Source organism: Candidatus Poriferisocius sp. (genome assembly GCF_965219775.1).
Lineage (GTDB): Bacteria > Actinomycetota > Acidimicrobiia > Acidimicrobiales > Bin134 > Poriferisocius.
This window is the reverse complement of record NZ_OZ244793.1, coordinates 212,266-238,686: the sequence shown is the minus strand read 5'-3', so window position 1 is coordinate 238,686 and position 26,421 is coordinate 212,266. Positions and strand designations below refer to the sequence as shown.

Annotated in this window: 25 protein-coding genes and 1 pseudogene; 5 read left to right on the top strand and 21 right to left on the bottom strand. The window is 66.5% G+C overall.

Translation table 11 applies throughout. The features are described 5' to 3' along the window. Positions 1-10 precede the first annotated feature (10 nt). Both ACOQPQ_RS01140 and ACOQPQ_RS01135 read left to right on the top strand, forming a co-directional pair. Positions 11-499 (top strand): DUF3090 family protein, encoded by a 489-nt coding sequence (locus ACOQPQ_RS01140; protein ID WP_420637606.1) that lies wholly within the window; start codon positions 11-13, stop codon positions 497-499. Between the two features lie 4 nt (positions 500-503). Next, positions 504-1,259: an SCO1664 family protein gene (locus ACOQPQ_RS01135; RefSeq protein ID WP_420637605.1), complete on the top strand. Its 756-nt coding sequence runs from the start codon at positions 504-506 to the stop codon at positions 1,257-1,259. A 48-nt stretch (positions 1,260-1,307) separates the two neighbouring features. On the opposite strand, the gene ACOQPQ_RS01130 is transcribed toward ACOQPQ_RS01135, so the two are convergent. Next, on the bottom strand, positions 1,308-2,273 hold the full coding sequence (locus tag ACOQPQ_RS01130) for an electron transfer flavoprotein subunit alpha/FixB family protein (protein WP_420637604.1): 966 nt from the start codon (positions 2,271-2,273) through the stop codon (positions 1,308-1,310). Positions 2,274-2,281: 8 nt separating this feature from the next. Next, positions 2,282-3,061, bottom strand: a complete 780-nt coding sequence (locus ACOQPQ_RS01125; RefSeq protein WP_420637603.1) for an electron transfer flavoprotein subunit beta/FixA family protein — start codon at positions 3,059-3,061, stop codon at positions 2,282-2,284. Between the two features lie 87 nt (positions 3,062-3,148). On the opposite strand from ACOQPQ_RS01125, the gene ACOQPQ_RS01120 reads away from it, so the two are divergent. Beyond that, positions 3,149-4,072 carry a diacylglycerol/lipid kinase family protein gene (locus tag ACOQPQ_RS01120; protein ID WP_420637602.1) on the top strand — a complete coding sequence of 308 codons (924 nt, stop codon included), beginning with the start codon at positions 3,149-3,151 and terminating at the stop codon, positions 4,070-4,072. Positions 4,073-4,196: 124 nt separating this feature from the next. Here the strand turns inward: ACOQPQ_RS01120 and ACOQPQ_RS01115 are convergent, their stop codons facing one another. From ACOQPQ_RS01115 to ACOQPQ_RS01090, 6 genes are all read right to left on the bottom strand, one after another. Continuing rightward, positions 4,197-5,507, bottom strand: a complete 1,311-nt coding sequence (locus ACOQPQ_RS01115; RefSeq protein ID WP_420637601.1) for a hypothetical protein — start codon at positions 5,505-5,507, stop codon at positions 4,197-4,199. A gap of 140 nt (positions 5,508-5,647) precedes the next feature. Continuing rightward, positions 5,648-6,772, bottom strand: coding sequence for a DUF4062 domain-containing protein (locus ACOQPQ_RS01110; RefSeq protein WP_420637600.1), 1,125 nt, complete (start codon positions 6,770-6,772; stop codon positions 5,648-5,650). Positions 6,773-6,886: 114 nt separating this feature from the next. Next, complete coding sequence (locus tag ACOQPQ_RS01105; protein ID WP_420637599.1) at positions 6,887-7,987, bottom strand: RDD family protein; 1,101 nt, start codon at positions 7,985-7,987, stop codon at positions 6,887-6,889. A gap of 379 nt (positions 7,988-8,366) precedes the next feature. After that, on the bottom strand, positions 8,367-8,870 hold the full coding sequence (locus ACOQPQ_RS01100; protein ID WP_420637598.1) for a nucleotidyl transferase AbiEii/AbiGii toxin family protein: 504 nt from the start codon (positions 8,868-8,870) through the stop codon (positions 8,367-8,369). 101 nt (positions 8,871-8,971) lie between these two features. Beyond that, positions 8,972-9,787: a hypothetical protein gene (locus ACOQPQ_RS01095; protein ID WP_420637597.1), complete on the bottom strand. Its 816-nt coding sequence runs from the start codon at positions 9,785-9,787 to the stop codon at positions 8,972-8,974. 143 nt (positions 9,788-9,930) lie between these two features. Continuing rightward, positions 9,931-10,647: a glycerophosphodiester phosphodiesterase gene (locus ACOQPQ_RS01090; protein WP_420637596.1), complete on the bottom strand. Its 717-nt coding sequence runs from the start codon at positions 10,645-10,647 to the stop codon at positions 9,931-9,933. A 103-nt stretch (positions 10,648-10,750) separates the two neighbouring features. Between ACOQPQ_RS01090 and ACOQPQ_RS01085 the strand changes: the two genes are divergently transcribed. Continuing rightward, on the top strand, positions 10,751-11,050 hold the full coding sequence (locus ACOQPQ_RS01085) for a WhiB family transcriptional regulator (RefSeq protein WP_420640337.1): 300 nt from the start codon (positions 10,751-10,753) through the stop codon (positions 11,048-11,050). Here ACOQPQ_RS01085 and ACOQPQ_RS01080 read toward each other — a convergent pair. After that, the gene (locus tag ACOQPQ_RS01080) at positions 11,037-12,530 is read right to left on the bottom strand and encodes a sensor histidine kinase (RefSeq protein WP_420637595.1); all 1,494 of its coding nucleotides are present in this window, start codon (positions 12,528-12,530) and stop codon (positions 11,037-11,039) included. The two genes, ACOQPQ_RS01085 and ACOQPQ_RS01080, sit on opposite strands and share 14 nt — an antisense overlap. A 26-nt stretch (positions 12,531-12,556) precedes the next feature. Beyond that, positions 12,557-12,787, bottom strand: a complete 231-nt coding sequence (locus tag ACOQPQ_RS01075; protein WP_420637594.1) for a DUF3107 domain-containing protein — start codon at positions 12,785-12,787, stop codon at positions 12,557-12,559. Positions 12,788-13,119: 332 nt separating this feature from the next. Here ACOQPQ_RS01075 and ACOQPQ_RS01070 point away from each other — a divergent pair, with 332 nt between their 5' ends. Next, positions 13,120-14,406: a DUF222 domain-containing protein gene (locus ACOQPQ_RS01070; protein ID WP_420637593.1), complete on the top strand. Its 1,287-nt coding sequence runs from the start codon at positions 13,120-13,122 to the stop codon at positions 14,404-14,406. 159 nt (positions 14,407-14,565) lie between these two features. Here the strand turns inward: ACOQPQ_RS01070 and ACOQPQ_RS01065 are convergent, their stop codons facing one another. The 11 genes and pseudogenes from ACOQPQ_RS01065 to ACOQPQ_RS01015 all read right to left on the bottom strand — a co-directional run. Continuing rightward, on the bottom strand, positions 14,566-15,339 hold the full coding sequence (locus tag ACOQPQ_RS01065) for an SURF1 family protein (protein WP_420637592.1): 774 nt from the start codon (positions 15,337-15,339) through the stop codon (positions 14,566-14,568). A gap of 18 nt (positions 15,340-15,357) precedes the next feature. After that, positions 15,358-16,140: a 4-hydroxy-tetrahydrodipicolinate reductase gene (dapB, locus tag ACOQPQ_RS01060; RefSeq protein ID WP_420640336.1), complete on the bottom strand. Its 783-nt coding sequence runs from the start codon at positions 16,138-16,140 to the stop codon at positions 15,358-15,360. Positions 16,141-16,196: 56 nt separating this feature from the next. Further along, entirely contained in the window at positions 16,197-18,902 is a 2,706-nt protein-coding gene (locus ACOQPQ_RS01055; protein WP_420637591.1) for a polyribonucleotide nucleotidyltransferase, read from the bottom strand. A gap of 167 nt (positions 18,903-19,069) precedes the next feature. Then, entirely contained in the window at positions 19,070-19,339 is a 270-nt protein-coding gene (gene rpsO / locus ACOQPQ_RS01050; protein ID WP_420637590.1) for a 30S ribosomal protein S15, read from the bottom strand. Positions 19,340-19,508: 169 nt separating this feature from the next. Beyond that, positions 19,509-20,618, bottom strand: coding sequence for an LLM class flavin-dependent oxidoreductase (locus ACOQPQ_RS01045; protein ID WP_420637589.1), 1,110 nt, complete (start codon positions 20,616-20,618; stop codon positions 19,509-19,511). A gap of 50 nt (positions 20,619-20,668) precedes the next feature. Continuing rightward, positions 20,669-21,622, bottom strand: coding sequence for a bifunctional riboflavin kinase/FAD synthetase (locus ACOQPQ_RS01040; protein WP_420637588.1), 954 nt, complete (start codon positions 21,620-21,622; stop codon positions 20,669-20,671). A 94-nt stretch (positions 21,623-21,716) separates the two neighbouring features. Next, positions 21,717-22,676 carry a tRNA pseudouridine(55) synthase TruB gene (truB, locus tag ACOQPQ_RS01035; protein WP_420637587.1) on the bottom strand — a complete coding sequence of 320 codons (960 nt, stop codon included), beginning with the start codon at positions 22,674-22,676 and terminating at the stop codon, positions 21,717-21,719. Then, positions 22,673-23,104 carry a 30S ribosome-binding factor RbfA gene (gene rbfA / locus ACOQPQ_RS01030; RefSeq protein WP_420637586.1) on the bottom strand — a complete coding sequence of 144 codons (432 nt, stop codon included), beginning with the start codon at positions 23,102-23,104 and terminating at the stop codon, positions 22,673-22,675. The genes truB and rbfA overlap by 4 nt, the downstream gene beginning before the upstream one ends. Before the next feature lie 37 nt (positions 23,105-23,141). Next, positions 23,142-23,435 carry a DUF503 domain-containing protein gene (locus ACOQPQ_RS01025; protein WP_420637585.1) on the bottom strand — a complete coding sequence of 98 codons (294 nt, stop codon included), beginning with the start codon at positions 23,433-23,435 and terminating at the stop codon, positions 23,142-23,144. A 24-nt stretch (positions 23,436-23,459) separates the two neighbouring features. Continuing rightward, the gene (gene infB, locus ACOQPQ_RS01020; protein WP_420640335.1) at positions 23,460-25,310 is read right to left on the bottom strand and encodes a translation initiation factor IF-2; all 1,851 of its coding nucleotides are present in this window, start codon (positions 25,308-25,310) and stop codon (positions 23,460-23,462) included. Between the two features lie 912 nt (positions 25,311-26,222). Then, positions 26,223-26,345, bottom strand: a pseudogene (locus ACOQPQ_RS01015) (translation initiation factor IF-2 N-terminal domain-containing protein); the annotation flags it as partial. Positions 26,346-26,421 lie beyond the last annotated feature (76 nt).

Below are 26,421 nucleotides of genomic sequence, written 5' to 3'. Positions count from 1 at the left end.
GGAGCAGACCATGAGCAACTCCTACGAACTGAGCAACCTCGAGCACTTCACCGTGGGCGCGGTGGGGCCGCCCGGCCAGCGGGTGTTCTACCTACAGGCGGGCATCACCGGCACGGTGGTCTCGTTGAAGATGGAGAAGCAGCAGGTGGCCGCCTTGGCCGAGTACCTCAACGGCGCGCTGCGGGAGGTGAGCGACAGCCCCGACGACATCATTCCCGAGGCCGACATCGGGCTGATCGAACCGGTGGAGCCCGAGTGGACGGTGGGCGACATCGGCATCGGCTACGACGCCGAGGCCGAGGTGATGTTGGTGATGGCCACCGAGATACCCGACGCCGACGACCCCGAAGAACCGGCCACCGCCCAGTTCCGCATCACCCCGAGCCAGGTGGCCGGGTTCGTCAACCGGGCCCGCCAGGTGGTCTCCGCCGGTCGGCCACCCTGCCCCTACTGTGGTGCCCCCCTCAACGACGACTCCTGGTGCGCGTGCTCCAACTAGTGGCGTGACCACGTCGTCTGCCGAAAGCGAATCCCCGTTCCGGGCGCGGCCGGCGTTGAGCGACGAGGTGGCCGTCGGCTTGCTGTGCCGGGGAGAACTCGACGTGCTGGGGCGCATGCCGTGGAGTTCCAACATGACGTTCCTGGTCGACGTCCACACCCCCGACGCCCCCATCGTGCAGGGGGTGTACAAGCCGGTGGAGGGCGAGCGGCCCCTGTGGGACTTTCCCGCCGGGCTGCACAAGCGGGAGATCGCCGCCTTCGAACTGTCCCGGACCCTGGGTTGGAATCTCATTCCCCCCACGGTGAACCGGGACGGTCCCTTCGGCGAGGGCTCGGTGCAGCTCTACGTGCCCACCGACTACGACGAGCACTACTTCACCCTGCGGGAGGAACCCGCCCACCACCCGTGGTTCCAGCGGCTGTGCGCCTTCGACTTCATCATCAACAGCACCGACCGCAAGGGGGGCCACATCCTGCTCGGCGACGACGGGCGGCTCTACGCCATCGACAACGGGCTGGCCTTTCACGACGAGTTCAAGCTGCGCACCGTGATCTGGGAATGGGCCGGTGAGCCGTTGCCCGACGACCTGGTCGCCGACGTGGCCCGGCTGCTGGAGGGGGGCCTGCCCGCCGCGGTGGTGGATCTGCTCTCGGGGGCCGAACAGGAGGCGCTGTTGACCCGAGCCGGCACCCTCATCGGTCGGGGCCGGTTCCCCACCGATCCCAGCGGTCGCCGCCACCCCTGGCCCCTGGTCTGAGACCCTCGCGGGTTGCCGTAGGAGCGCCCCCGCGTCGGGGGATCGGGCCTACGAGCTGCGGGCCTGGAGGGCCTCGATCAGCTTGGGAATCACCTTGTGGACGTCACCGACCACGCCCAGGTCGGCAATGCCGAAGATGGGGGCCTCGGCGTCCTTGTTGACGGCGATGATGTTCTTGGAACCCTTCATGCCCACCATGTGCTGGGTGGCGCCGGAAATGCCGCAGGCCACGTACACGTCGGGCTTGACCACCTTGCCGGTCTGGCCCACCTGGTGGGAGTAGGGCACCCAGCCCGCGTCCACGATGGCCCGGGAGGCGCCGGCGGCACCCCCGAGGAGCTGGGCCAGTTCCTCGATCATGGCGTACTTGTCGGCGTCGCCCAGGCCCCGCCCGCCTGACACCACCACCCCGGCCTCGTCCAGCTTGGGGCCGCTGGCCTGCTCGGCGAATCGGTCCACCACCCGGGCCGCCCCGGTGGCCCCCAGGTCGGGAACCGGCAGCGCCGACACTGCCGCCGGGCCGCCGCCGCTCTCCTCGGCAGCGAACGACTTGGGGCGCACCAGGAACAGGCCCACCCCCGACCCGTTGAACCGGGTGCTCACGTTCACGGTGCCTCCGAACACCGGTTCGGTGCCCACCAGCGAGCCGTCGGCCTGCTCCAGTTCCACGATGTTGGTGATGACCGGCGCACCCAGCTTCACCGAGAGCCGCCCGGCCACGTCCCGCCCGTCGTAGGTGGTGCCGAACAACACGGCGTCGGGGCCGGCCCCGCCGTCGATGGCCGCGGCAATGGCCGAGGCCACCGCCGGACCGGCCAGACCGCCGCCCAGATCACCGGTGGCGTGAACGGTGGTGGCCCCGTGCGCCCCCAGCTCGGCGGCCATCGGCTCCCCGTCGCCCCCGACCACCGCTTCCACGGTGTCGGCCAACTGCCGGGCCCGGGTCAGAAGTTCCAGGCTGATGGAGGCGACCCCGCCCCCGGATGATTCGGCGTGTACCCAGATGGTTCCCATGACCACTCCTAGACGATTCTGAGTTCTTCGAGCAGGGCGATGATGCGTTCGTGGGCGTCACCCTCGTCGGTGATGATCTCACCGGCTTCCCGCTCGGGGGCGGGGGCCACGTCGACGATCTCCTGGCCGCCGCCGGCCCAGCCCACCTGATCGGCGCCGATGTCCAGGTCGCCGATGCCGAGCTGGTCCATGGGCTTGGACTTGGCCGCCATGATGCCCTTGAACGACGGGTAGCGGGGCTCCACCACCCCGGCGGTCACCGAGACCACCGCAGGAAGCGGGCAGCGGACCTCGTCGTAACCATCCTCGGTTTGGCGCTTCACCACCACTTCGCCCGCTTCGGCCTGGATTTCCTTGGCGAAGGTCACCGACGGGAGGCCCAGCAACTCGGCCACCTGTTCGGGTACGGTGCCGGTGTAGCCGTCGGAGGATTCGGTGGCGGCCAGGATCAGATCGGCCTCCACCCGGCCCACGGCCGCGGCCAACACCCGGGCGGTGCCCAGGGCGTCGGTACCGGCCAGGGCCTCGTCGCTCACCAGGATGGCCTTGTCGGCCCCCATGGCCAGGGCCGATCGCAGCCCGTTGACCTCCTCGTGGGGGGCCATGGAGACCAGCGTCACCTCGCCCTCACCGGCGGCATCCCGCAGTTGCAGGGCCATTTCCACCCCGTAGGAGTCCGACTCGTCCATGATGAGCTTCATGTCCCGCTTGAGGGTGTGGGTTTCCGGGTCGAGTTCCCCGGGATCGGCCGGATCGGGGATTTGCTTTACGCAGACCACAATGTCCATAGCGTGCAAGTCTCCCATCACGCCGATGGCGCGCAAAACCAAACCCGGCCCGGCGCTGATCGGCCACCGGCACCAGGCGGTAGCGTGGTGGGCCTGAACGTTCACCTGGTCGTCAACCCCCATGCATCCTCGGTGACCGCCCGAGTGCAGGTGGTGATCCAAAAGGCCCTGGCCGCCGACCACGAGGTCACCCTGGCCACCACCCACCGGCGGGGCCACGCCTCGCGCCTGGCCAACGGGGCGGTGGCCGCCGGGGCCGACGTGGTGGCGGTGCTGGGGGGCGACGGCACGCTGAACGAGGCCATCAACGGCCTGGCCGGTTCCGACGTGGCCCTGGCCCCCCTGCCCGGCGGATCGACCAACGTGTTCGCCCGGTCCATCGGGCTGCCCGACGACCCGGTGGAGGCGGCGGCCATGCTGCTGGAGACCTTGGCCGACGGCAACTTCCGGCGCATCGGGCTGGGCGAGGTCAGCGGGAGGTACTTCTTGTTCCACGCCGGGGTGGGTTACGACGCCGCCGTGGTGCAGCAGGTGGAGCGCCGGGCCGGGCTCAAGCGGTACGCCAATCACGCCCTGTTCGCCTTCGCCGCAGTGGACACCTGGTTGCGTCACTACGACCGGTCACGCCCCCGATTCACGGTGTACCACGCCGACGGGGAGACGGTGTCGGGCCAATTCGCCATCTGCCTCAACACCGATCCCTACACCTACCTGGGTGCCCGCCCCTTCAACGTGGCCCCCGGCACCTCCTTGGACGGACCCCTGTCACTGGTGACCCTGCGCTCGCTGCGTGCGGCAAGACTCCTGCGGGTGGCCGCCGGAGCCCTGGGGTTCGGCCCTCCGGTCTCGTCCTTCCGCCACGTCCACTCCCGTGCCGAAGTGACCCATGCCATCATCGCCGCTGACGCCCCTTTCCCCTACCAGCTCGACGGTGACTACCTCGGCGAAACCACCCGCCTGGAGTTCCACCACGCCCCCGACACCCTCACCCTCGCCCTGCCTATCACCTGACCGGCGAAAAGGGGTGCTTCCAGCTTTCAATGCGCCTCGCATGGGTGTTCTCGTTCAGACCAGCATCCATCCGCGACTCTTCCCAACAATGCTGGCGCACGACTTCCCATCGCCGAGGCGCTGACTACGTGCTCCCGGGAAAGATGCACTCATAGAATGCACCGAGCCAGCCCGAACCATTACGCCAAATGTCCCCACAGTACTTTCCTCCACCCACGAATACACCCCCCGAAATACGAGCCAGGTGATAAACCAAAGCACCCCCAGCCACATGTGACCCTCCCCACACCTTGGCCCTTCCAAATATGTTTGCATAGCCGTAGATCTCTGTTTGCCGCACCCTGCCCATACGAGCTTCGAGTTCATCATCCTGAGCAATACAACTCCTATTGTTTTGGTCATCCCGCACCCTTCCACCTGGCCCAGCGGTCCAATAGCAATCTCCATTTTCGTCGATGACCACATCGACGTGGTGCGCCTGCGCAGTCCAACCGAACCATCCTTCGGGGTGGGCTGTTGTCCATATCTTCCTGGCCACATCGTCTTCTGAGAAGATCGGGAGCAGTTCAACCTGCCCGTCCTCGGATGGCTCACCGGCCAACTTGGACCAGGAAAACTGGAACACCAACGCGTTCCCGTGTACCGCTGCCTCACCATGCACACGGCTGTCGTCGAACACCTGAGCGGAATCGAACACCGTCGACCGCTCGAACACCTCCGCTTCGCCGAACACCCGTCCGCTGTCAAACACCCGACCCTGACCGGAGACAACGGCATCGCCGAACACCCACCCACCGGTTTCCTCAGCCCCGAGCCTCTCGGCAACAGGGCGGATTCCCACCTCCGACCAGCCCTGCACCCATCTCACCATGCCCCCATACCCACCCAAATCAACAGAATCCGACCGATGCGAGAACATGAAGTTCCTCGGCACCCACCCGCACACCACCGCGTCATCGGACACCACCGCCCGCTCGAACACCCGGGCCCCCGAACACACCCGAGCATCATCTCCTATTCGAGCCCGGCCCGACACCACCGCCCCGTCGTACACCCACGCCCGCCCCGACACCACCGCATCCCCCTCCACGCGGGCACCGTCGAACACCCGGGCATCACCACCCACCCACGCCGAACCCTCCATCCCCAGACTCTCCTCCCCCTCCACCCAACCCCCGACATCCCCCCGACCGGCCACCAACACCGACTCGCCATCCACCTCCACCGTCACATCCCGCAACGCCCGCACCCGCAACAACCCGGAAGGACCGCCGTCAGGATCAGCAACCAAACAGAACTTGTCGTTCCCCGGCGACGACACACACGACCCCACCACCTCATCCCCACCACCCGACATCCCACACCCAACCCCCACCAACCCCAACACCACCACCAACAGCCCCACCCGCCCCAAGCCCAACGCACGCCTGCCCATCAATCCCAACCCTACACAAGTGCCTCCACGCAGTACCGTGAAACACGTGAGCAGCGTGGACAACGAAATCCGCTCCCAACTCCTAACCGATCTCCGCTCCGCCCACCAGGCCGAAACGAGCTGCGTCCCTGACTCCGGTGCTACCGGTACGGGCTCCTATTGGCCTTGCGGCTCAGCAGAGCCGTGAGGTCTTCCGCAAGGCCATTAGAGTCGCTCAAGAGTTCAGCACGCGCCCTGGTCGTCGGTGACAGTGAGACTTCTACCCGGTTCTGGCCAAAGGGGTTCATGGTGGCCTCGCTCGTATTTCCAGCTTGCTCCTGACGGGTAGTCCAACCGAGGAAGCCTGCATTGGCCAGAAGGGCGGCTGCCGATATGTGGCTGATTCTGCGCTGCGGATCGACGTGGTCGAGCACCCGTCCGGCGAGGCGCAGGGCGCGTTCGATTCGCTCTGCAATATCCTCTTTCACGATCACGGGGACGAATGAGGCCCGGTGATCGCCCCCGGTTGCGGACTGGGCGACGACAACACTGCCCGATTCGTGTAGCGACACCCATGCGCCATCGTGGGGCTGATGCAGCACCATGGCATTTCCCTGGATCAGTTTCTCGGTTCCCGATGAGAGATCCAGCGCGGCCTCGGGGCCGGCGAGCGCCTCCCTTTGGAGGAATTCGAACAGGTCTCGGTCTCCGATAGTGGCAGGGCGGATGACCGTCTGTATGGGACCGCTGGCAATCGCCACAACCAACTGCGCCTGGCTTGAGTGGGACTGCTCGGGTAGGAGCGCCCGAGCCCGGCTTGCAAGCTCGCCGTCATCGAGTGGCGATGTTGTCCGTGCTAGAGCAAGCCGGTGAAGGCCTCGCGTGACCTTGGCCCTCAAGTCCTCTGCCTCGGTGAACGATTCTGTGTACTGGCCGTGGATCCAATTCCTCACCTCACTGACGAAAGCCGCCTGCTCACCAACCGGCTCAGCACTCTCTTCGATGAACGCCAAGACCGGAAGGCTCAGGTGTTTCGCCTCAAGGTACTCCTCATGAGTGGCTGACTTCCCAGACTCTTGCAGGCTCCCGTACTCGGCACCCAGGATCAGAACGACAGTGCCAGCAGAACGCACCTCGCTGAGACAGGCTTCACGCGGGCTGTCGGCGGAGACTCTGAAATCCTCGGCTCGCACGACCTGGTAGCCCAGTGCTCCGATCCCGGCAGCAGCCGCTTCTCGCAACGAGCCGAAGTGCCCACCCATCAGTGAGCTGACGAAGACCTTCACGTCCCCATCCTATACGCTGAACTGAGGAATGCCCGAGCAGATAAGGACCATGCATTGCCATGCGCCAGTGGACGATACAATTGGGGTGCTTTCACCATCAAGACAAAGTCCTCTTTACATGCCAGAGGCGTCTTGGTCACCTGTTGGGGAAGGGGTAGGCGCATTTGCCTCTCCAGTTTCCTCTTTCACACTGACGGACACAGTGCCACACAAGAGATCGAGAATCCCTTGCCCATGGGCGTGAACATTCCGCAGGAGAGTATAGCTCAGCAGCCCAGCGCATAAGGCCAAGAATGCCGTAGCAGTGGCAGCCGACAGGGCTACATCTCTGATGCCAGTGACATCCGACTCTATGCCCAAAGGATACTCAAATTCAAACACATAAAACAAGTAAATGAAGCTCAAGGGAAGGGATGTCCTAAAGCCAGCCTGTTGCCATTGTAGAGGCCTTCCAGTGGGCACCTTCAGAATCTGGACCCTAGCAAGTTGTTGTCCAAGAGTTTGCCTTCGAAAGCCAAGCATACAGACCTGCATAATATGGAACAGGGCCGTTCCATTCAATACAATCCAGAAATAAGTCGAGCCCGTTCTTTGTGAGCCAGTTGTGGCCATAACCAAGAGCCAAAGGATGGCGACTAGCAACAATAGCATAAGCCAGACTACTATATCAATGACCCACGCACTTCTTTGAAATAGTGTCAACACTTTTGCCCCAACTTGGTTGTCCCTTATGAACTTCTCATAATCAGCAATCAGGTCTCGTCCGAAGGTAACTAGAACAATCACAACGAGGATTATAACCAAGATAAGAGCACCAATAGCTTGTCTAATATCTCCTTCAGGTACAACCTCAAGATAGATGATAAGAAGGAGCGAGATACCAGCATACTTTGCAACCATAGACGCTATTCTAATGGTCATAGAGTTATTGCTACCTTCACCAAATGAGGCACTCTGACCAGCAAATTCAGATATCAAATACAGGCCCCCAATCGCAAGGAAAACAGAGAGGGGACTCACTGCGACCCTTAAGGCATTGCGTATTCCCTCGTCATCAACATAGGTATATAGCACAGCAAAGGCTATTGATGCCGGTAGCATGAGAAGGAAGATCACACCTTGAAACGTGCTAGTTAGCCCCTTCAATCCTAGTATCTCTGCATCGACTCTGCCTTGATAGTCGACCATTCTCCTACCGGATCTGCCTGTTTCCATCCCCGAATCATACCCCTATATGGGGCTAACGTCAAGAGGAGCAATGGCGTAGAAGGCCACTAGGGTATCAAGGGCCACAGCCATAGTTAGCATATCATCCCTGGTCGGGGCGGCTGAAGGGTGTCTGCTACTCGTTGAGATCCTGGATTTGGGTGGTGGTGAGATGCTGCAGGGCGTTGTGGATGGCCTCGAGGACTGGTTCGAAACCGAGGTCTGGGTCTCCGGTCATCCCGGTTGCTGCCAGCGTGTCCCATCGGTAGTTGAGTTCTTCGAGGTTCTGGTAGGCGTTGGCGAGTAGGACTTCGATCCAGTCGGGTTGAGGTGGCTGGTTAGGGTTAGCGACGGTGTGGCGTTCGGCGAACTCGGTGAACGCAGTGTCCTAGTCGATGCTGTCGTCTTGCAGCAGGTGGAACAGGTCGTAGTAGTCACGGGCAGCCAGGCGTGACGGGTCGGCGATGCAGCTCAGCTTGGCAGCCAGCATCGATTCGGACGAGTAGCCCATAATGGGGACCGAGACGTCAACTCTCTGGTGTCTGTCCAGGATGGTCCATGCGATCGTGGTGGGCTCGACGCCTCGAAAGTCACGGCCTTTGACGTCAGTGGAGATGACGCCGGTCTGGCCGTCCGGCAATTTCCACTCCAGGTTCAGCTTGTTGGCTCCCCACCTGGTCTCCAGCAGAGTGCCGTAACGATTGGTTACCTTGGTGGCGACGTCGTCGAAGAACTCCTGGATGGCCTGCTTGCTGGGGTCCGGGTGAATCCAATCGAAGTCGAGGTCTTCGGAGTACCGGTAGTCACGGCGGTAGCAGAGCCTCAGAAGGGTCCCGCCCTTGAATACCACCCGAGCACGGCGCTGCTGGCGGGCCGCAATGGTTGAGACCACCTGGTGCTGTACCAGATCGGCCGGTTCCCATAGGCGATGTGGGTCTCGCCGGCTCTCAGCTCCTGCCTGCGGGTGTTGGCGGCGCGGGTTGGGGGGTGGGTTCATGTGGAGGCTTGGCGGGCGACGGCTTCGGGGGTGGCTTGCCAGCGGACACGGCGGGCGACGTCCCGGTGGGCGTCGCCGGGTGGGTTGTGTGTCCGGTAGAGGGGGGCGAGGTGTATCCATTGGTCGCCTCGGCCGGCCGTCTGGCACAGCCTGGCCCAGTCGGGGTCGACGTCGAAGCCGATTTCCCACCCCGCCGCGCACGTGATCAGCCCTTCGGCCAACGAGGACAGCCTCCGCAGTCCGGCCCGCCACCCCAATTCGTCGGCGACCGCGGCAACCTCGTCGGGTGAGCACACGTCGAAGCGGTTGGTGATCATGCGGGCGATGTGTTCTTCCCAACGGTGGGACCGATACGGGTACTGAGCACACTCCAAGACCGCCCGGGCAGGGGTGGACACCCACGTGTGGTCGGTGATCCGTGAAGCCTGGGCCAACAGGGTTCCCGCCCCCTCGCTCCACGACCTGAACCCGAACCCACTGGTGTCGATGGCGACGCCATCCTCCACGCAGACCTCGGGCCGACACACCACCGGAACCCCGGCCATGCCGAGGGCGGAAAGCCCCGACACCCTTCTGGGGGCGTCCCCGTAGGCCGCCTGCAACTCCACCTCCCATTCCGGCGACCAGTGATGCGATACCGGGCCGGGTTCCAGCAGCCACTGATCTGCCGCGGGCCATGGCACTGCGAAATTGCGCCACGTCGCCCTCCTGATCTTGCCCACCAAGCCCCGCACCGCGAACTCGCCCAACGCCCGCGACGCCGACGACGGGCGCACCCCTGCGGCCCGCTCGAAATCCCCCGTCGTGAACACTGGCGGCAATCCTGCCAACACTCCTGCAGAACTCACATGAGAAGATTACCAGAACCTACCTGAGAACTACGCCAGAATTGACCCCCGAACCATACACCTTGACCGACGCTCCTACCGCCAGCACCTGTTCGGAGCCACCAGGCTCACGATGGGCTCGAAGCGAGGGTGGTGCGGGCGATGTCGGGGACGTCGGTGATGACGGCGTCGACGCCCATGGCGGCTAGTTGGGTGATTTGGTCGGGGTCGTTGACGGTCCACACGTTGATCTCCAGGCCGGCTTCGTGGGCGGCGTCCACCAGGTCCTGACTGGTGGAGGCCACGTACGGGTGGATGGCGGTGTGGCCGGCGGACACCACCCGGCTGACCAGGAGGTCGGGCGCCAGCACCTCGAACGTCAAGTAGGCGGTGGCGATCCCGGCGTCGACGGCCCGGATGCGGTTGATCGCCTCCATGTCGAACGACGACACGATGGCCCGGCGGTCACCCTCCCCGAACCCCCAGCCCAGGATCAGCCCCGCCACCGCGGTCGACACCTGATACTCCTCGTCGTAGTCGGGTTCACCGAGGTTGCTCTTGATCTCGATATTGACCAGGAACTCCCGATTGGCCTCGGGAACCTGGCACACGTCCATCACCTCGGCCAGCGTGGGAACCCAGCCGGGCAGTTGGTCGTCCTGCAGTTCCACGATGGCCCGACCGTCGGGCAGGTGGGCATCATGATGCACGGCCAGCACCCCGTTGGCGGTGCGCCGCACGTCCAACTCCACCCCGTCGGCGTTGAGCCGCACTGCGGCCCGAAACGCCTCCAGGGTGTTCTCCCGCTCGGCCACCGAGGCCCCCCGATGGGCGATCACCCGCACGGCACCCCTCCCCCGTCAAATGTTGACTCCAACATTTTCACCATCAGCCCCTCTTGCCACATCAGCCAACCCCCTCTATCCTTGTGCTCCCGTGAATGCCAAAATGCTGCTGGAACTCCGAGAGGCCGACGCCGACGCCGGCGACTGGCGATGCCAGGCCGCTTGTCGCGACACCGACCCCGACCTCTTCTTCCCCATCGGCAGCACCGGCATGGCCCTCGAGCAGATCGAGTCGGCCAAAGTGGTCTGCCGAGCCTGCGCCGCCCAAGCGGCCTGCTTGGAATTCGCCCTGGCCACCAACCAGGACTCCGGCGTCTGGGGCGGCACCTCCGAGGAGGAGCGTCGCGCCATCCGCCGCCGACGGGTGGCCGAGCGGCGCCGGTCGTCGATCATCTCGGCCTAGCCCCGTCTTGCTGGGCAACCGCCCCCAATAGCGGGATCGACACCTCCACCACAGTACCGGGACGAGGAGACCCACCCGGCCCCCTGCTCATGGTGATGCTGCCCCGCAGATCGGCCCCCACCAGGTTGCGGATGATAGCGATGCCCAGTCCGTCGGCCCGTTCCACGTCGAAGTCCGGCGCCACCCCCACCCCGTCGTCCACCACCCGCACCTGCACCCGGTCGCCGTCGTTGTCCAGCTCGATCAGCACGTGCCCACCGGGCGGCTCGGGATAGGCGTGATCCATCACGTTCTGCAGGCACTCATTCAGCACCACGGCCAACGGGGTGGCCACCTCGGCGGCCAGCTCACCGGCGTCGCCGGTCACCTTGAACTCCACCGGTCGGTCGGGACCGGTCAGACCCTCCTCCACCATCCGCACCAGCGAGCGCACGATCTCCACGAAGGGCACGTCGCTGTGGGCATCCCGAGACAGAATCTCGTGGACGATGGCGATGGCCCTGATCCGCCTCACCGACTCCTCGATGGCATCCCGAGCCTCGGCGGCGGTGGCCCGGCGCCCCTGCAGACGCAACAGCGAAGACACCGTCTGCAGGTTGTTCTTCACCCGGTGGTGGATCTCGGCGATGGTGGCGTCCTTGGACATCAGCAGTCGATCCCGTCGCCGCAGCTCGGAGATGTCCCGCATCAACACCAGGGCGCCGGTCAACTCCCCTTTGCCGATGAGCGGCAGACACCGCAACACCACCGTGCCCCGGTCACCGTGTTGGATCTCCTCGGTCTGCGGAAGACGGGAGGCGAACGCCGCCCGGATGGCCCGCTGCTCCAAGCCGATCTCCACCAGCCGGCGGCCCTCCACCTCGCTGTGCAGGCCGATGCGGTGCAGCGCCGACGCCGCGTTGGGGGAAATCAGCCTCACCCGGCCCGAGGCGTCCAATAGCATCAGCCCGTCGCCCACCCGGGGGGACTCCTCGGTTTCGATGTCGTCGACGGGGAACGGGTACTCCCCCTCGGCGATCATGGTGGCCAGCCGCCGGAACAGCTTGAAGTAGCTCAGCTCCAACTCGCCGGGGTTTCGCTGGGCGTCGGGATCGAACTCCCGGGCCATCACCGCCACCACCTCCCCGTGGCAGTTCACCGGAACGGTCAGCGTGCGGATGCGGGGCTGGTCGGCGTGGCCGATGCGGCCGCCGTCGGTGATGCGCCCTTCCCGGTAGGCCACGTCCACCAGGGGGCGCTGCTCGGTGGTGAACACCGCCCCCTCCAGATTGTGGCGATGAACGGATCGGGCGGTGGTGGGTCGGATCTGACCGGCGATGGCGTAGCTGGTCGGGCTGTGGGCCTGCCCCCCCGAGGGCACGTACAACAGGAGGTCGGCAAAGGAGATGTCGGCCAGGGGCGCCCAGGTGCGCATGAGCCGCTGCAGATGGTTGCGGCGCGATTTGGCCAGTCCGGGGGCCAACTCCTCCAGGCTCGCCATCGGACAAGTCTATGCCTGCGGCTGATTCAGCTCCCGAAGCCGATGGAGCGGCCGGTGGCCGACGGATCCAGCTCCACGTAGGCCACGGCGTTGGCGGGCACACCCACCTCTCGGCCCCGACTGTCGGTGAGCCACAGCATCTCGCCCGATGACAGACCCTTGGTGATGGACTTCTTCAACGACTCCAACTTGGTGGCCGGATCCAGCTCCACCTCGATTTCCTTTTGGCTTCGGATCACGCCGATTCGGACAAGCATTGATGATCTCCTTGGGATCGGACCTCGCAGGCGGTGTGCCTCCGCCATGATCGCGCGTGGCCCCCTGGCCGAAAGACTTGGGGGTCGACGACAGGCACCGGGTCAGGCGGCATGCTCCTCTCTGGGCTCGGCACCGGACCGGTCCGTCCGGCTGACATGGAGTGCATCGTCAAGACCCTGAGCTCGAAACCGCACGGGCAGCGTCCTGCAGTGCCCAGTCTTTTGCACTTATACTGATCTTTTCTAATAAAATCTGATCTTTTTTCAGATTTGTCCAGAATATTCCCTAATTCTGGGGGGTTGTTGTCACCGGGGTTGGTATACTTGCATGCATGGAGTTTGGTTCTTCTGACAGCACTACTGCTGATTTGCCGGTCGGGGTGCGGGATGCGGTGGTGGCGATGGTGGCTGAGTTCGAGTTGCAGGATTATTCGGAGTTGGATGCCTCTGGGGTGATCAAGAGGGTGTTGGAAACCGACACGGTCCGCCGTCAGATCGAAGCGCACCTGGCCGGGTTGTTGGTCCGGTTGGGTGAACTCGCCGGAGACGACACCGTGGAGGCGGTGTGCCAGCAGTTCGGTTTGCCTTCTCGCAAGGCCAAGCGTCAGGCCAAGACGGCCAAGGGGTTGCGGGCACTGCCGGATGTGCTCGATGCCGCCCGCGACGGGTTCATCACCATGGACCACGCCGAGTTGATCGCCGCCTCCCACGAACGCGCCCCCCTCCGTGACGGGGACGGGTACGAGTTGGTCAAGTTGGCCCTGACCCAGTCTTTCGACCGGTTCCGCCGGTCGTTGGCAACCATGGAGAACCAACGCATGGCCGCGGACGGGATGACCCGCACCGAACGCCAACACGCCCGCCGCACCGCCAGCGTGTTCGACGGGGACAACGACATGGTCATCCTCCACGCCGAACTCGACACCATCGCAGGCCAACGCGTCAAAACCGCCCTTGGGGCCATGAACACCCGCCTCCTCAAGCACGACTCCACCGTCGGCCAAGAACGCACGTTCGAGCAACGCAACGCGGATGCCCTCGTCGCCCTCATCACCCAACAACCCGCAGCAAGCCGCCCCGACACCGACAGTGAGGCTTCCAACGGAACCGAGTGCGGGCCTACCCCGCAGAAGACCACGCTGGTTGTCACCGCCGAGTGGGATCCGATCTACGGGGTGCTCCAGGACGCCGAACTCATCGACGGCACCCCCATCGACATCGAAGACCTCCGCCGCCTGGCCTGTGACGCCGACATCATCCCGGCCATCTTCGGCACCGACGGCCAACCCCTCTACCTCGGCCGCACCCAACGAGCCCCCAACCAAGCTCAGAGGATGGCCCTGTACGCCCGAGACCAGGCCTGCGTCGACTGCGGCCTCGCCGCCCAAGCCTGCGACATCCACCACATCCAACCCTGGGAACACGGCGGCCCCACCAACATCGACAACCTCGTCCTCCTCTGCCCCACCTGCCACCGCAAAACCCACCGCAACAACCACCCCACCGGACACCGACAGAGTCGCCACAGACGGCACCACCACCGATCCCCGACACGAGCCGAGACTCCGACCCCCGCTCCTGGCACCAAAGCCGGCTCCGGGCTACCCCTCATCTGCTGACAGCTCCAGGAGCCTTCGAACCAGTGGCCAAGCGGAGTGCTGGGGTTGGTCGTCGCTACGCACCCAGGAGTGATACAGAGTCCAAGTGACCGGGCTGGCCCTGGTGGGCCGGTCGTGATTTCGGGCGGCGTTCTTGCCGATGGGAGGAGTGGGCCCTGGTCAGAGGGTGTCGGCGGTTTGGGGCTCTGGTGAGAGGAGAGCTTGGGGCTGGGGGCGGCCGAGGCGGCGGAGGATGAGGGGGTAGCCGACCAGGGTGATGGTGGCGAAGACGAACCATTGCACGGCGTAGGCCAGGTGGGGGCCGTTGTCCTGCTCGGGGGGTGGAACGGGAACAGGGAGAGTGCTCACCGGGGGGGACTGGGCCTCGAGTTGTACGTAAACCGGAAGTAGGGGCCCATCGAGTTGGCGGGCCAGGCGACCCAGGTCAGGGCGGGCCATCTCGGAGAGGGTTCCATCGGCCGGGTCGGGCTGCTGCAGGCCGGTGGCGGTGACGGTGTCCCGAACCAGCCCGGTCACCACCACCTCCCCCACCGGGGGAGCGAACGTCGCCGGGGAGTCACCGGTGCCGGTGGCGTGGGGTATCCAGCCCCGGTTGACGGCCACCAGGGCACCGGTCCGGAGCCGCATCGGGGTGAGCACCCAGTACCCCGCCGAACCCTGGTAGGTGCGGTTGCGAACGAGCACCTGTGCGGCGGGCTGGTACACGCCGACGGCCCGAACCGGCCGGTACTCCAGGTCGCCCCCTATCTCGAAATCGTCGCCGATTCTCACAAGATCGTGAACGTCGGCCACGGGGAGTCGGCCACGGTCGCTGATGGCGCGGTTCTGGTCCTGACGCTCGGACAACCGGTGGAGCTGCCAGAAACCGGCGGTGACCATGGCGATCACCCCCAACCCCACCACGCTGTGCATCACCACTCGCCGAAGCGTCACGGCGTCGATGAGCTGGTTCTAAATGTCCAGCAGGGCATCGAGGCCGACGACGAGTCCGGAGTGTTCGGAAGCATGTTTCACCGCCGTGAGCACGCCGGGCATGAACGACGACCGGTCGGTGGAGTCCTGGCGGATGGTGAGCGTCTGCCCTTGGGCGCCGAGGATCACCTCGTGGTGGGCCACCATCCCCCGCATGCGCACGGAATGCACCCGAATCCCGCCGGGGCCTTCGCCCCCGCGCGCCCCGGCCACCTCTTCGTGCTCGGTGGGATCAGGAGCCCAGTGATCCGACGCCGCCGCCATCTTCTCCACGGTGAGCCGGGCGGTTCCCGAAGGGGCGTCGATTTTGGCATCGTGGTGCAACTCGATGACCTCGGCGGTATCGAAGTAGGGAGCGGCCATTTCGGCGAACCGCATCATGAGCACCGCACTGATGGAGAAATTGGGGGCGATGATGCACGCCCGCCCGGCTCGGGAAAACGCCGCCTCAAAGCCGCTCAGGTCGTCGTCGGTGAAGCCGGTGGTACCCACCACGGCATGGATGGCCTGATCGGCCAACCACAGCAGGTTGTCGCGGGCGGCGTCGGCGATGGTGAAGTCCACCACCACATCGGCACCGGCATCAGCCACGGCCTGCCGGTCGGCCACCGTGACCAGGTTGCCCGCAGGCTCGCCTACCGGCAGCCCCACTCGGTGGGGATCAACGGCGGCCACCAATTCCAGTTCGGGATCGCCGGCCACCGCCTCACAGACGGCCAAGCCCATGCGACCCCCGGCACCGAACACCCCTACCCGTTGCATGATCCCCACGATATCGGGCACCAACGGGACTCAGGAGACGGGCAGCAGAAACACCCCTAGCGGGACTCGCGGTCGCGATCCCGGCCGCGGCCACCGCCTCGGCGGGGGGAGCTGCTGCTGGGGCCGAGGTCGCCGAACTCGTCACGAAGTTGGGCCTCGAAGTCGTCCTCGAAGGATGCCGCCTGCGACGGTCCGCCGCGGTCGTTGCGGTCGCGCCCTCCTCGGCCGCCCGAGCGACGGCTGTCGCCGTCGTCCCGGCCCCGGCGGTCGTCGCGGCCCCGCCGGTCATCGCGCCGGTCGTCTCTGCGATCGTCCCGACGATCGTCCCGACGATCATCCCGCCGGCCGCGATAGTCGTCCCGATCCCGCCGGTCATCCCGATCCCGGCGATCATCCCGACGGTCGTCCCGGCGACCCCGGTAGTCATCCCGATCCCGGCGGTCGTCACGACGGTCATCTCTGCGATCGTCCCGACGGCCCCGGTAGTCATCCCGATCCCGGCGGTCGTCACGACGGTCATCGCGCCGACCCCGATAATCGTCACGATCCCGACGATCGTCCGACCGGCGGCTGTCGCGGTCACTGCTGCTGTCGTCGCCGACCAACTTCAGGCTGATCTTGCCGTTGGGGTCGATGTCCTCCACCACGACCTCGAGATCGTCGCCCAGAGCCACCACGTCCTCGACCCGGTCCACCCGCCGGCCCCGTCCCAGCTTGGAGATGTGGACCAAGCCGTCGCGGCCGGGGAGGATGTTCACGAAGGCGCCGAAAGCGGTGATGTTCACCACTTTGCCCTGGTAGACCTCCCCCACATCGGCGGTCGGCGGATCCAGGATCAGCCGGATCTGCCGCTCGGCCTCGTACACGCAGTCGCGGTTGGTGGAGGAAATGGTGACGATGCCCGAATCCTGGTCGTCGTCCACGTTCACCTCGGCGCCGGTCTCGGCCTGAATGGTGTTGATGACCTTGCCCTTGGGCCCGATCACCTCGCCGATCTTGTCCACCGGGATCTCGAACTTGATGATCTTGGGGGCGTTAGGCCGAACGTCGTCGCGGGGGGCGTCGATGGCCCCGGCCATCACCTCCAGGATCTGGAGACGGGCGTCGCGGGCCTGATTCAACGCGCCCGCCAACACGTCGGCGGGCAGTCCGTCGATCTTGGTGTCGAGCTGCAGGGCGGTCACGAAGTCGGCCGTGCCGGCCACCTTGAAGTCCATGTCGCCGAAGGCATCCTCGGCGCCCAGGATGTCGGTGAGCGTCACGTAGCGACCCTCGTCGAACACCAACCCCATGGCGATGCCGGCCACCGGCGCCTTGATGGGCACGCCCGCGTCCATGAGCGACAGCGTGGACGAGCACACCGACGCCATCGAGGTGGAGCCGTTGGAGGACAGCACCTCCGACACCAGCCGCAGCGTGTAGGGGAATTCGTCCATGTCGGGCACTACCGGAACCAGGGCCTTCTCGGCCAGCGCCCCGTGTCCGATCTCCCGTCGCTTGGGCCCCCGCATGAAGCCGGTCTCGCCGGTGGAATAGGGCGGGAAGTTGTAGTGGTGGATGTAGCGCTTCTTGTCCACGGGATCGATACCGTCGATCATCTGGTCCATCCGGGCGGTACCCAGCGTGGTGATGTTGAGAACCTGGGTTTCCCCCCGCTCGAACAAGCCCGACCCGTGGGCGGTGTCCACCACCCCCACGTCGGAATCCAGGGCCCGCAACTCGGCCGCCCCCCGACCGTCGATCCGCACGCCATCGGTCACGATGCGGTTGCGCACGATGCGCTTGGTCAGCGAGCGCACCGCGGCGGAGATCTGCTTGTCGGCCCCCTCCACTTCCGCGAACCGGTCGGCGAGAGCGGCGACAATCTCCTCCTTGGCGGTGGTTTCGGCGTCCTGGCGGGCCGTCTTGTCGGCGATGGACATGGCCGCCGCCAGCTTCTCGGTGCCGGCCTCGGCCACCGCCGCCTCCACCTCAGGGCTGTAGTCCACCTGGAGTTCGTACTCCAACGGCGGCTTCACCCCGGCGGTGGCGATGAGCCGACGCTGCAGACCGACCGCCTCTTTGATCCACTCCTTGGACCGCTCCAGACCCTCGGCCAGCACGGCTTCGTCCACCTTGGGGGCGCCGTCTTGGTACAGGGACCAACTGGCCTCGGTTCCGTTGGCCTCCACCATCATGATGGCCACGTCGCCGTCGTCCAACACCCGACCGGCCACCACCATCTCGAACGTGGAGTCGGCCCCCTCGGCGTAGGTGGGATGGGGAATCCACTCCCCGTCGCTGGTGTGCGCCACCCGCACCGCCCCGATGGGGCCGGCAAACGGGATGCCCGACAGGCTGAGGGCCGCCGAAGCCCCGTTGATGGCGATCACGTCGTAGGGGTTTTCCTGGTCGGCCCCCAACACGGTGCCGACAACGTGGACCTCGTTGCGGAATCCGTCGGGAAACGAGGGCCGCAACGGCCGGTCGATCAACCGGCAGGTCAGGATGGCCGACTCGGGGGCTCGGCCCTCCCGGCGGAAGAACGAGCCCGGGATCTTGCCCGCGGCGTACATCCGCTCTTCGATGTCCACGGTGAGGGGGAAGAAGTCCGTCCCCTCACGAACCCGGCGGGCCGCAGTGGCGGTCACCAGGATGGTGGTGTCGCCCATGCGGGCCACAACGGCGCCGTCGGCCTGAGCGGCCAGACGTCCGGTTTCAAACGACAGGGTCTTGTGTTCCGCTCCGCCGACCGCGGCTGAAACGGTGAATGGCTCCGCCATGTTTTCTCCTCTCCGGGCCTCAGGGGACCCGAGCAGGCCACACGGAGCCAGTTCCCAGTTGAAGAGGCCCAGCCGTACTCGGCCCCTTCAACTGGCAGCTAACTCTCACGGCCTGCGTGTGCTTTTCTTGTATGCCTTTCGATGGCCGCCTGGGCCATGCCCGTTCGTCAGCGGCGAAGACCGAGTGCGGCGATGATGCCGCGGTACCGCTCCACGTCATTGTCCTTGACGTAATCGAGCAGCCGCCGCCGCCGTCCCACCATGGTCAACAGGCCTCTCCTGCTGTGGTGGTCCTTGACGTGCACCTTCAAGTGCTCGGTGAGGTGGTTGATCCGCTCGGTGAGCAAGGCGATCTGCACTTCGGGTGAGCCGGTGTCGGTGTCGTGAAGGCGATGCTCCTCGATGGTTGCGGCCTTTGTGGCTAGCTTCTCTGCCATCCCTACTCAGTGGGTCGTCGATCAGAAAGCGGGCGATCGCACAGCACCTTGCCGCGCTTGTGCCCGGGTGACCTCCATACGCTACCACCCACACCCATAGGACACCTACCTGTGCGTCACCCAGAATGGCTCAGCCGCGGAGGGTGAGGTACGCCGTCCGGCGAGCCGCTCAGCCGCGGAGGGCGGGCATGACGTGTTCGGCGGTCAGGCGCAGGCTCTGCATCACCTTGTCGTGAGGAATGGCGTAGGGGTTCATCATGCACAACAAGAGGTCGACGCCGATGTCGGCAAACCCTTGGCACAGTTCGATGCACTGGTCGGGGTCACCGGCCACGGCCACGCCCTGGGCCACCAGGTCCTCCACGCTGAACGTGGTGTCCCAATCGGCCTCCCGGGTCATGCCCGGCAGGTAGCGGAGATAGTTCCAGTCGCCGAGCTCCTCGTCGGTTTCCTGGAGCATCTCGGCCACGCTGGCCACCAGCTTGAAGGCCACCGTGGGGTACCACCAGAACGACTCCCGGGCGTTCTCGTAGGCCTCCTCGGTGGTGGGGGCACAGTGGAACATGGCAAAGGTGGCCACCCGGTCGTTCACGTACCCGCCCACCGGTTGCGCACACGCCGCTACGGCCCGACGGTACAGATCGACCCGCAGGGCCAGCTCCTCCAGCGACACCCCCGCGCTGAACGACAACAGGCCCAGACCCAGCTCCCCCACGAGCTGGTGGGTCTCCCGGCTGCCGGTGGCCGCCCACAGGGGCGGGTGGGGCCTTTGCACCGGCTTGGGCAGCACCCGCCGCCGGGGCATCGACCAGTACTCGCCCTGGAACTCGTGCTCGTCGTTCAGCCAGCAGCCGGCGATGTGCTCGACCGCTTCGGCCCACATGGCCCGGGTCTCCCGCGGATCGATGCCGAACCCCTCCAGCTCGGCCCGGGTGGTGGACCGACCGGTGCCGAACTCCACCCGCCCGCCGCTGATCACGTCCAGCGTGGCGGCCGACTCGGCGCTGCGCACCGGATGGTTGTACGGCCGGGGGGTGAGCCGCACCCCGTATCCCAGACGGATTTGCTCGGTGAGCGCGGCCACTGCCCCGTAGAGCACCTCGGGATTGGAGCTGTGCGACATCTCCTCCAGAAAGTGGTGCTCCACCGTCCAAAAGCTGTGATACCCGAGCTGATCGGCCAGCACGGCCTGCTGGATCAGCTCTTGATAGCGGAGGCGCTCGCTGTCGGGGTGCCAGGGACGAGGCACCGGTATCTCCGAGAACAAGGCAAACTCCACGGCCGGCAATTCCTGTTCAGCAAGGCCCAAGCAAGGGTTCGCTCCACCCGCTAGTGGGAGGATTCCGCCGTCAGGATCTCCCGAGTGAGGGCCACGTCCACCCGGAGCTGCCTCACCAGGGAGTCGATGCCGTCGAATCGATGCTCACTGCGCAAGAGTTCGACGAACTCCACCCTGGCCTCCTCGCCGTAGAGGCTGCCGTCGAAATCCAACAGGTGCGCCTCCAGCAGGGACTCCTGGGCGTGCTGGTAGAAGGTGGGGCGGCGGCCGATGTTGATGGCCGCCATGTGGCGTGACCCGTCGGGTCGGGTGTACCAGCCGGCGTACACCGCGTCGGCCGGCCAGGCCATCATCATCGACACCGGGATGTTGGCGGTGGGAAAGCCGATGGTCTTGCCCCGCCGGTCGCCCAGCACCACCTTGCCCCTGATCTCGTGGTACCGCCCCAGCATGGCCGCCGCGGTTCGCACGTCGCCGCCGGCCAGGGCTCGGCGCACCGCGGTGGACGACACCGGCTCGGGCCACTTCTCGTCGTGGTGCAACAGGGTGACCGCCTGCACGTCGAAGCCCATGGCGTGGCCGAACTCCCGCAGGGTGTCGATGTTGCCCAACCGGGCTCGCCCGAAGTGGAAGTCCTCCCCCACCACTACGCTCTGCACCCGCAGCCGGTCGACGAACACCTGGCGCACGAACTCCTCGGGCATGGTGTGGGAACGCTCGGGCGAGAACTTGATCAGGTACACGAATTCGATCCCGGCCGCCTCCAGCAGCTCGAGCTTCTGGTCAAGGGAGTTCAGCAGCTTGGGGGCGTTCTCGGGCCGCAGCACCAGGGCGGGATGGCGGTCGAAGGTGACCACCGCGGGGGCCACGCTGCGGCGGTCGGCCTCGCCGAGGAGCTGTTTGATGACGGCTTGATGCCCGAGGTGGACGCCGTCGTACACACCGATGCTGGCCACCGTCTTGTGATTGCCGTCCAGGTATCCGAAGTCTTCGATGACCTGCACCGGACTGCACGGTAGCGGCCACCGCCACACACCGGACAATTGCCGACCGGGTGCCCGACGCTCCCCGCAGCAGGCCCGACCAGGGCCCGGATGGCTACCGGGGCGACGACAAGGGGATGACCACCGCCGGTTTCACCCGGTCCGGGGCGTGGGCTTGGTACACGGCCAAGAGCAGGCCCTGCGGCCCGACCACGGCCCACGGCCCCGTTCCCTCCACCCCCAACTCACGGGTGGCCAACACCTGGCCCTGGCTCACCCGGCGGGCCAGGGGCTCGTCGACGGCCACGGCGGGGTAGTCGCGCAGCGCCTCGGCCATCGACAACAACTTGGGCATGGTGATGGAACCGGCCTCGGCCCCGCTGCTTGAGCCTCCGGAGTCATCACGAGGCCCGGCGAACGCGCCGATGGGGTGGGCTTCGGCCTCGGTGAACGAGCCGATACCCCGGCGCCGCAGGGCCCGCAGGTGCCCCCCGCCCCCCAGGGCGGCCCCGATGTCGGCGGCCAAGGATCGAATGTAGGTGCCCGAGGAGCACTCCACGTCGAGCCGGTAGATGCCGACGGTGGCGTCCACGGGAGCCACGTCCAGGCGATGGACGGTGACCGGGCGGGCCTCACGGTCCACCTCGATGCCCTGGCGGGCCAGCTCATGAAGGCGTCGACCCCCGACTTTGACGGCCGACACCATGGGGGGGACCTGCATGATGGGGCCCACGAAACCTGCGGCGGCGTCGGCCACCTGCTCGGGGGTCACCCCGGCCATGTCGTGGACGGCGGTCACCTCGCCGGATGCGTCCAGGGTGGTGGTCTCGGTGCCCAGCACCAACTCGCCCACGTAGTGCTTGGGCAGCGGGGTGACGAAGCGCAACAGCTTGGTGGCTCGGCCCACTCCGAGTAGCAACACCCCGGTGGCGTCGGGATCCAGGGTGCCCGCGTGTCCCACCTTGCGGGTGCCGAACACCCCTCGGGCCTTGGCCACCACATCGTGGGACGTCCAGCCTGGTTCCTTGTCGATCACCGCCAACCCGTCGGGGCCGGCGGCCCCACCGGGACTCACGCCCGCGCCCCGCCTCCACCGTCGGCGTGATCTTCGCCCGGGGGCGCCGTCGGATCCGGGGGCTGATCCTGGGCCAAGTCCCGCAGGATCCGGTCGATCCGCTCGCCGGAGCTGATGCCCGGATCGAGGGCGAAGGCCAGATCGGGCACCTTGCGCACCGCCGCCGACCGGGCCACCGCCTGTTTGAGCACCAAGCGATGTTCCTCCAACGCCTCCAGGGCCAAAGCCGCGGCCTCGTCGTCGAGGGCGCTGATGAACACGGTGGCCCGACTCAACTCCACGCTGGTCTCCACCCCGGTGATGCTGGCCAGCGCCAAGCGGTCGTCGTCGATCTCGGCCATCTCGGAGGCCACGATCTCCCGCAGCAGCTCCCCCAGCCGAGCCGAGCGCGAGTAGTGGGAGGGGCGCGAACTCCGTCTGCGGGCCATGGCTACTCGGGGGGGTTGAGCCGGTGGGTCGTCATGGCTACTCGTTGGTGTTGAGCCAGTGGGTCGAGCTGTCCACCACCTCGATCTCGGGTATCGACCACAGGAACCGGTCCACCCCGTCGGCCAACGTCCGGCAGTGACCGGGCTCACCCGACACGACCGCCACCCCCACCTCGGCCCGCTGCCAGGTATCGGTGGGGCCGGTCTCGGCCACTGACACCCCGAACCGGTGGGAAACCCCGGAGATGACCGGACGCAGAACCGACCGCCGCTGCTTCAGGGATCGGCAACCGGGCAGGTGCAGGTCGTAGACCATGGCCAAAACGTGCATCAGTCCACGGGGTCGGTCACCCGATCACACTCGGGCGACTTCCCGCTCCTCGAAGGTCTCGATCACGTCGCCCTGCTTGAGATCCTGGAAATCGGACAGCCCGATGCCGCACTCGTAGCCGGACTGCACCTCACGCACGTCTTCCTTGAACCGCTTGAGCGACGACACCGTGCCCCGCCAGATGACGGTGCCGTCCCGCAGGAACCGCACCTTGGAGCCCCGGCTGATGGCCCCGTTCAGCACGTAGCAACCGGCCACCGCGCCCACCCGGGGCACCCGGAACACCTCCCGCACCTCGGCGTCGCCGGTGACCACCTCTTCGAACTCGGGGGCCAACATGCCGACCATGGCGTTCTCCACGTCCTCGATGAGGTTGTAGATGATCTCGTAGGTGCGGATCTCCACCTTCTCCTGTTCGGCCTGCTCCCGGGCCTTGCGATCAGGACGGACGTTGAAGCCGATGATGGTGGCGTTGGAGGCCGCCGCCAATTGGATGTCGTTGGCGGTCACGCCGCCCACGCCCCGATGGACGAAGGCCAGCTTCACCTCGTCGCGCCCGAGGCGCTGCAGGCTGTCGACCACCGCCTCCAGCGACCCGTTCACATCGGCCTTGACGATGAGGTTCAAGGTGGCGGTTTCGCCCGCCTGGATCTGGCTGAAGATGTCCTCGAGGCGGGCACCCCCGGCGGTGGCGGCGGCATCCCGGCCCAGGCTGGCAATCCGCAGGGAGTGCTCACGGGTCTGGGCCACTTTGGCCGCCACCTTCTCGTTGGGGGCCACCACGAACGAGTCGCCGGCGTTGGCCACGTCGGAGAGCCCCAACACCTGCACCGGCGTGGAGGGCAGGGCCTCGGTGATCTGTCGGCCCCGGTCGTCGAGCAGGGCCCGAACCCGGCCCCACGACGCCCCGGCCACCACCGGATCGCCCCGCCGCAGGGTGCCGTGCTGCACCAGGAGCGTGGCCACCGGGCCTCGGCCGATGTCCAGGTTGGACTCCAACACCACGCCCCGGGCCCGGCCCTCGGGGCCGGCCCGCAAGTCCTCCACCTCGGCCACCACGGCCAACTGCTCCAACAGGTCGTCGATCCCCAGGTTCTGCAGGGCGGAGAGCTCCACGGTGATGGTGTCGCCCCCCCACTGCTCGGGCACCAGATCGTGCTCGGCCAGTTGTTGCATGGTCCGGTTGGGATCGGCGTTGTTGCGGTCGATTTTGTTGATGGCCACCACCATGGGAACGTCGGCGGCCCGAGCGTGGTTGATGGCCTCCAGGGTCTGGGGCATCACCCCGTCGTCGGCGGCCACCACCAGCACCACGATGTCGGTGGCATCGGCCCCACGGGCCCGCATGGCCGTGAACGCGGCGTGGCCCGGGGTGTCGATGAAGGTGAGGGTTCGCCCGCCCTTCTCCACCTGGTAGGCGCCGATGTGCTGGGTGATGCCCCCGGCCTCGCCCTCGGCCACGTTGGCGTTGCGGATCTGGTCGAGCAGCTTGGTCTTGCCGTGGTCCACGTGGCCCATGACGGTGATCACCGGGGGTCGCACCGGGGTGTCCTCTTCCAGTTCCTCCTCGGTGAAGTCGGCCTCGAGCAGCTTGAGCAGCTCGTTCTCCTGTTCCTCACCGGGATCCACCAGACGGATCTCGGCCCCCACCTCGGCGGCGAACAGCTCGATCATGTCGTCGGTCAGCGACTGGGTGGCGGTGACCATCTCCCCCTGCTGCATGAGGAAGCGGACCACGTCTGCCGCCGTCTGGTTCAGCTTGGGGCCCACCTCCAGGGGGGTGGAGGCCCGCTCGATCACCACTTCGCCGACCGGGGCAGCCGCTTCGGTGGGCGTGTAGTCGGGAATGTTCAGCGGCTGGAGATCCTCGGCCACCCGCCGCCGACGCCTGCTCTTTCGCCGCCGCTGTTGCGGGCGCTGGGGACCGCCCCGTCCCCGACCTCCCGGACCGCCGGGTGCGCCGGGACCGCCGGGAGGCCCAGCCAGGCCCCCGCCACCGGGACCACGGGCGGCCAGGGGTGTGGACGACCGGCCCGGTGCCGATCCGCCGGGCCGTTGGCCCCCGCCCGCCGGACGAACCGGGCCGCGAGGACCGCGGCGTGGGCTCGGTGCCGGACCTCGCCCACCTCGCCCTGGAGGTGGCGGGATGGGCTTGCCCGACGACGACATGGGCGGGCGTCCCGGAGGCGGGGGGATGGGCTTGCCCGACGACGAGAGCGGTGGGCTGGTGCGAGCACTGGCGGCCGGTTGGACGGGCTGTGGATCGGGGGCGGGCCTGGGTCCGGGTCGGGGCTCGGCGGTTGGTCGCCCCGGCCCGGGCTCCGACGGGGGTGCCGGTGGTCGGGTTCGGGGGGCCATGCTCCCACTGGAGGTGACCACCCGGGAGGGCTTGGGCGGTGCCGCCGGTGCTTCGGCGGTCGGTGGTTCGCCGGCGGGTGCCTTGGCAGCCGGTTCGGGCTCGGGTTCCGGCTCCGGCTCAACCGCCACCGGCTCCGGCTCCGGTTCCGGCACCTCGGCCACGGGCTGGGGTTCAACGGCCACCGGCTCCGGTTCGGGCTCCGGCTCGGGTTCGACAACCTCGGGTTCCGGTTCAACGACCACCGGCTCCGGCTCAACCGCCACCGGCTCGGGTTCCGGCTCCGGTGCATCCACCACTGGCTCGGGTTCGGGTTCCGGCTCCGGTGCAACGGCCACCGGCTCCGGTTCCGGCTCGGGCTCGGGTTCCGGCTCCGGCGGGCGTACCAAACCGTCTCGATGGGCACGGCGACGGACACGATCGGCTTGGGCATCCACCACGCTCGAGGAATGGCTGTTGACGCCGATCCCCAACGCAACACAGAGATCAAGCGTCTCCTTGTTCGTGAGGCCAAGCTCACGGGCAAGCTCGTAAACCCGAATCTTTGCTGGCAAAAGGCTCTTTCCTCGTCCGTCCGCGAAGCGCGGCCGACCCTGACGGGTCGGGCTCCTATATTCTCACGCCCGGCCT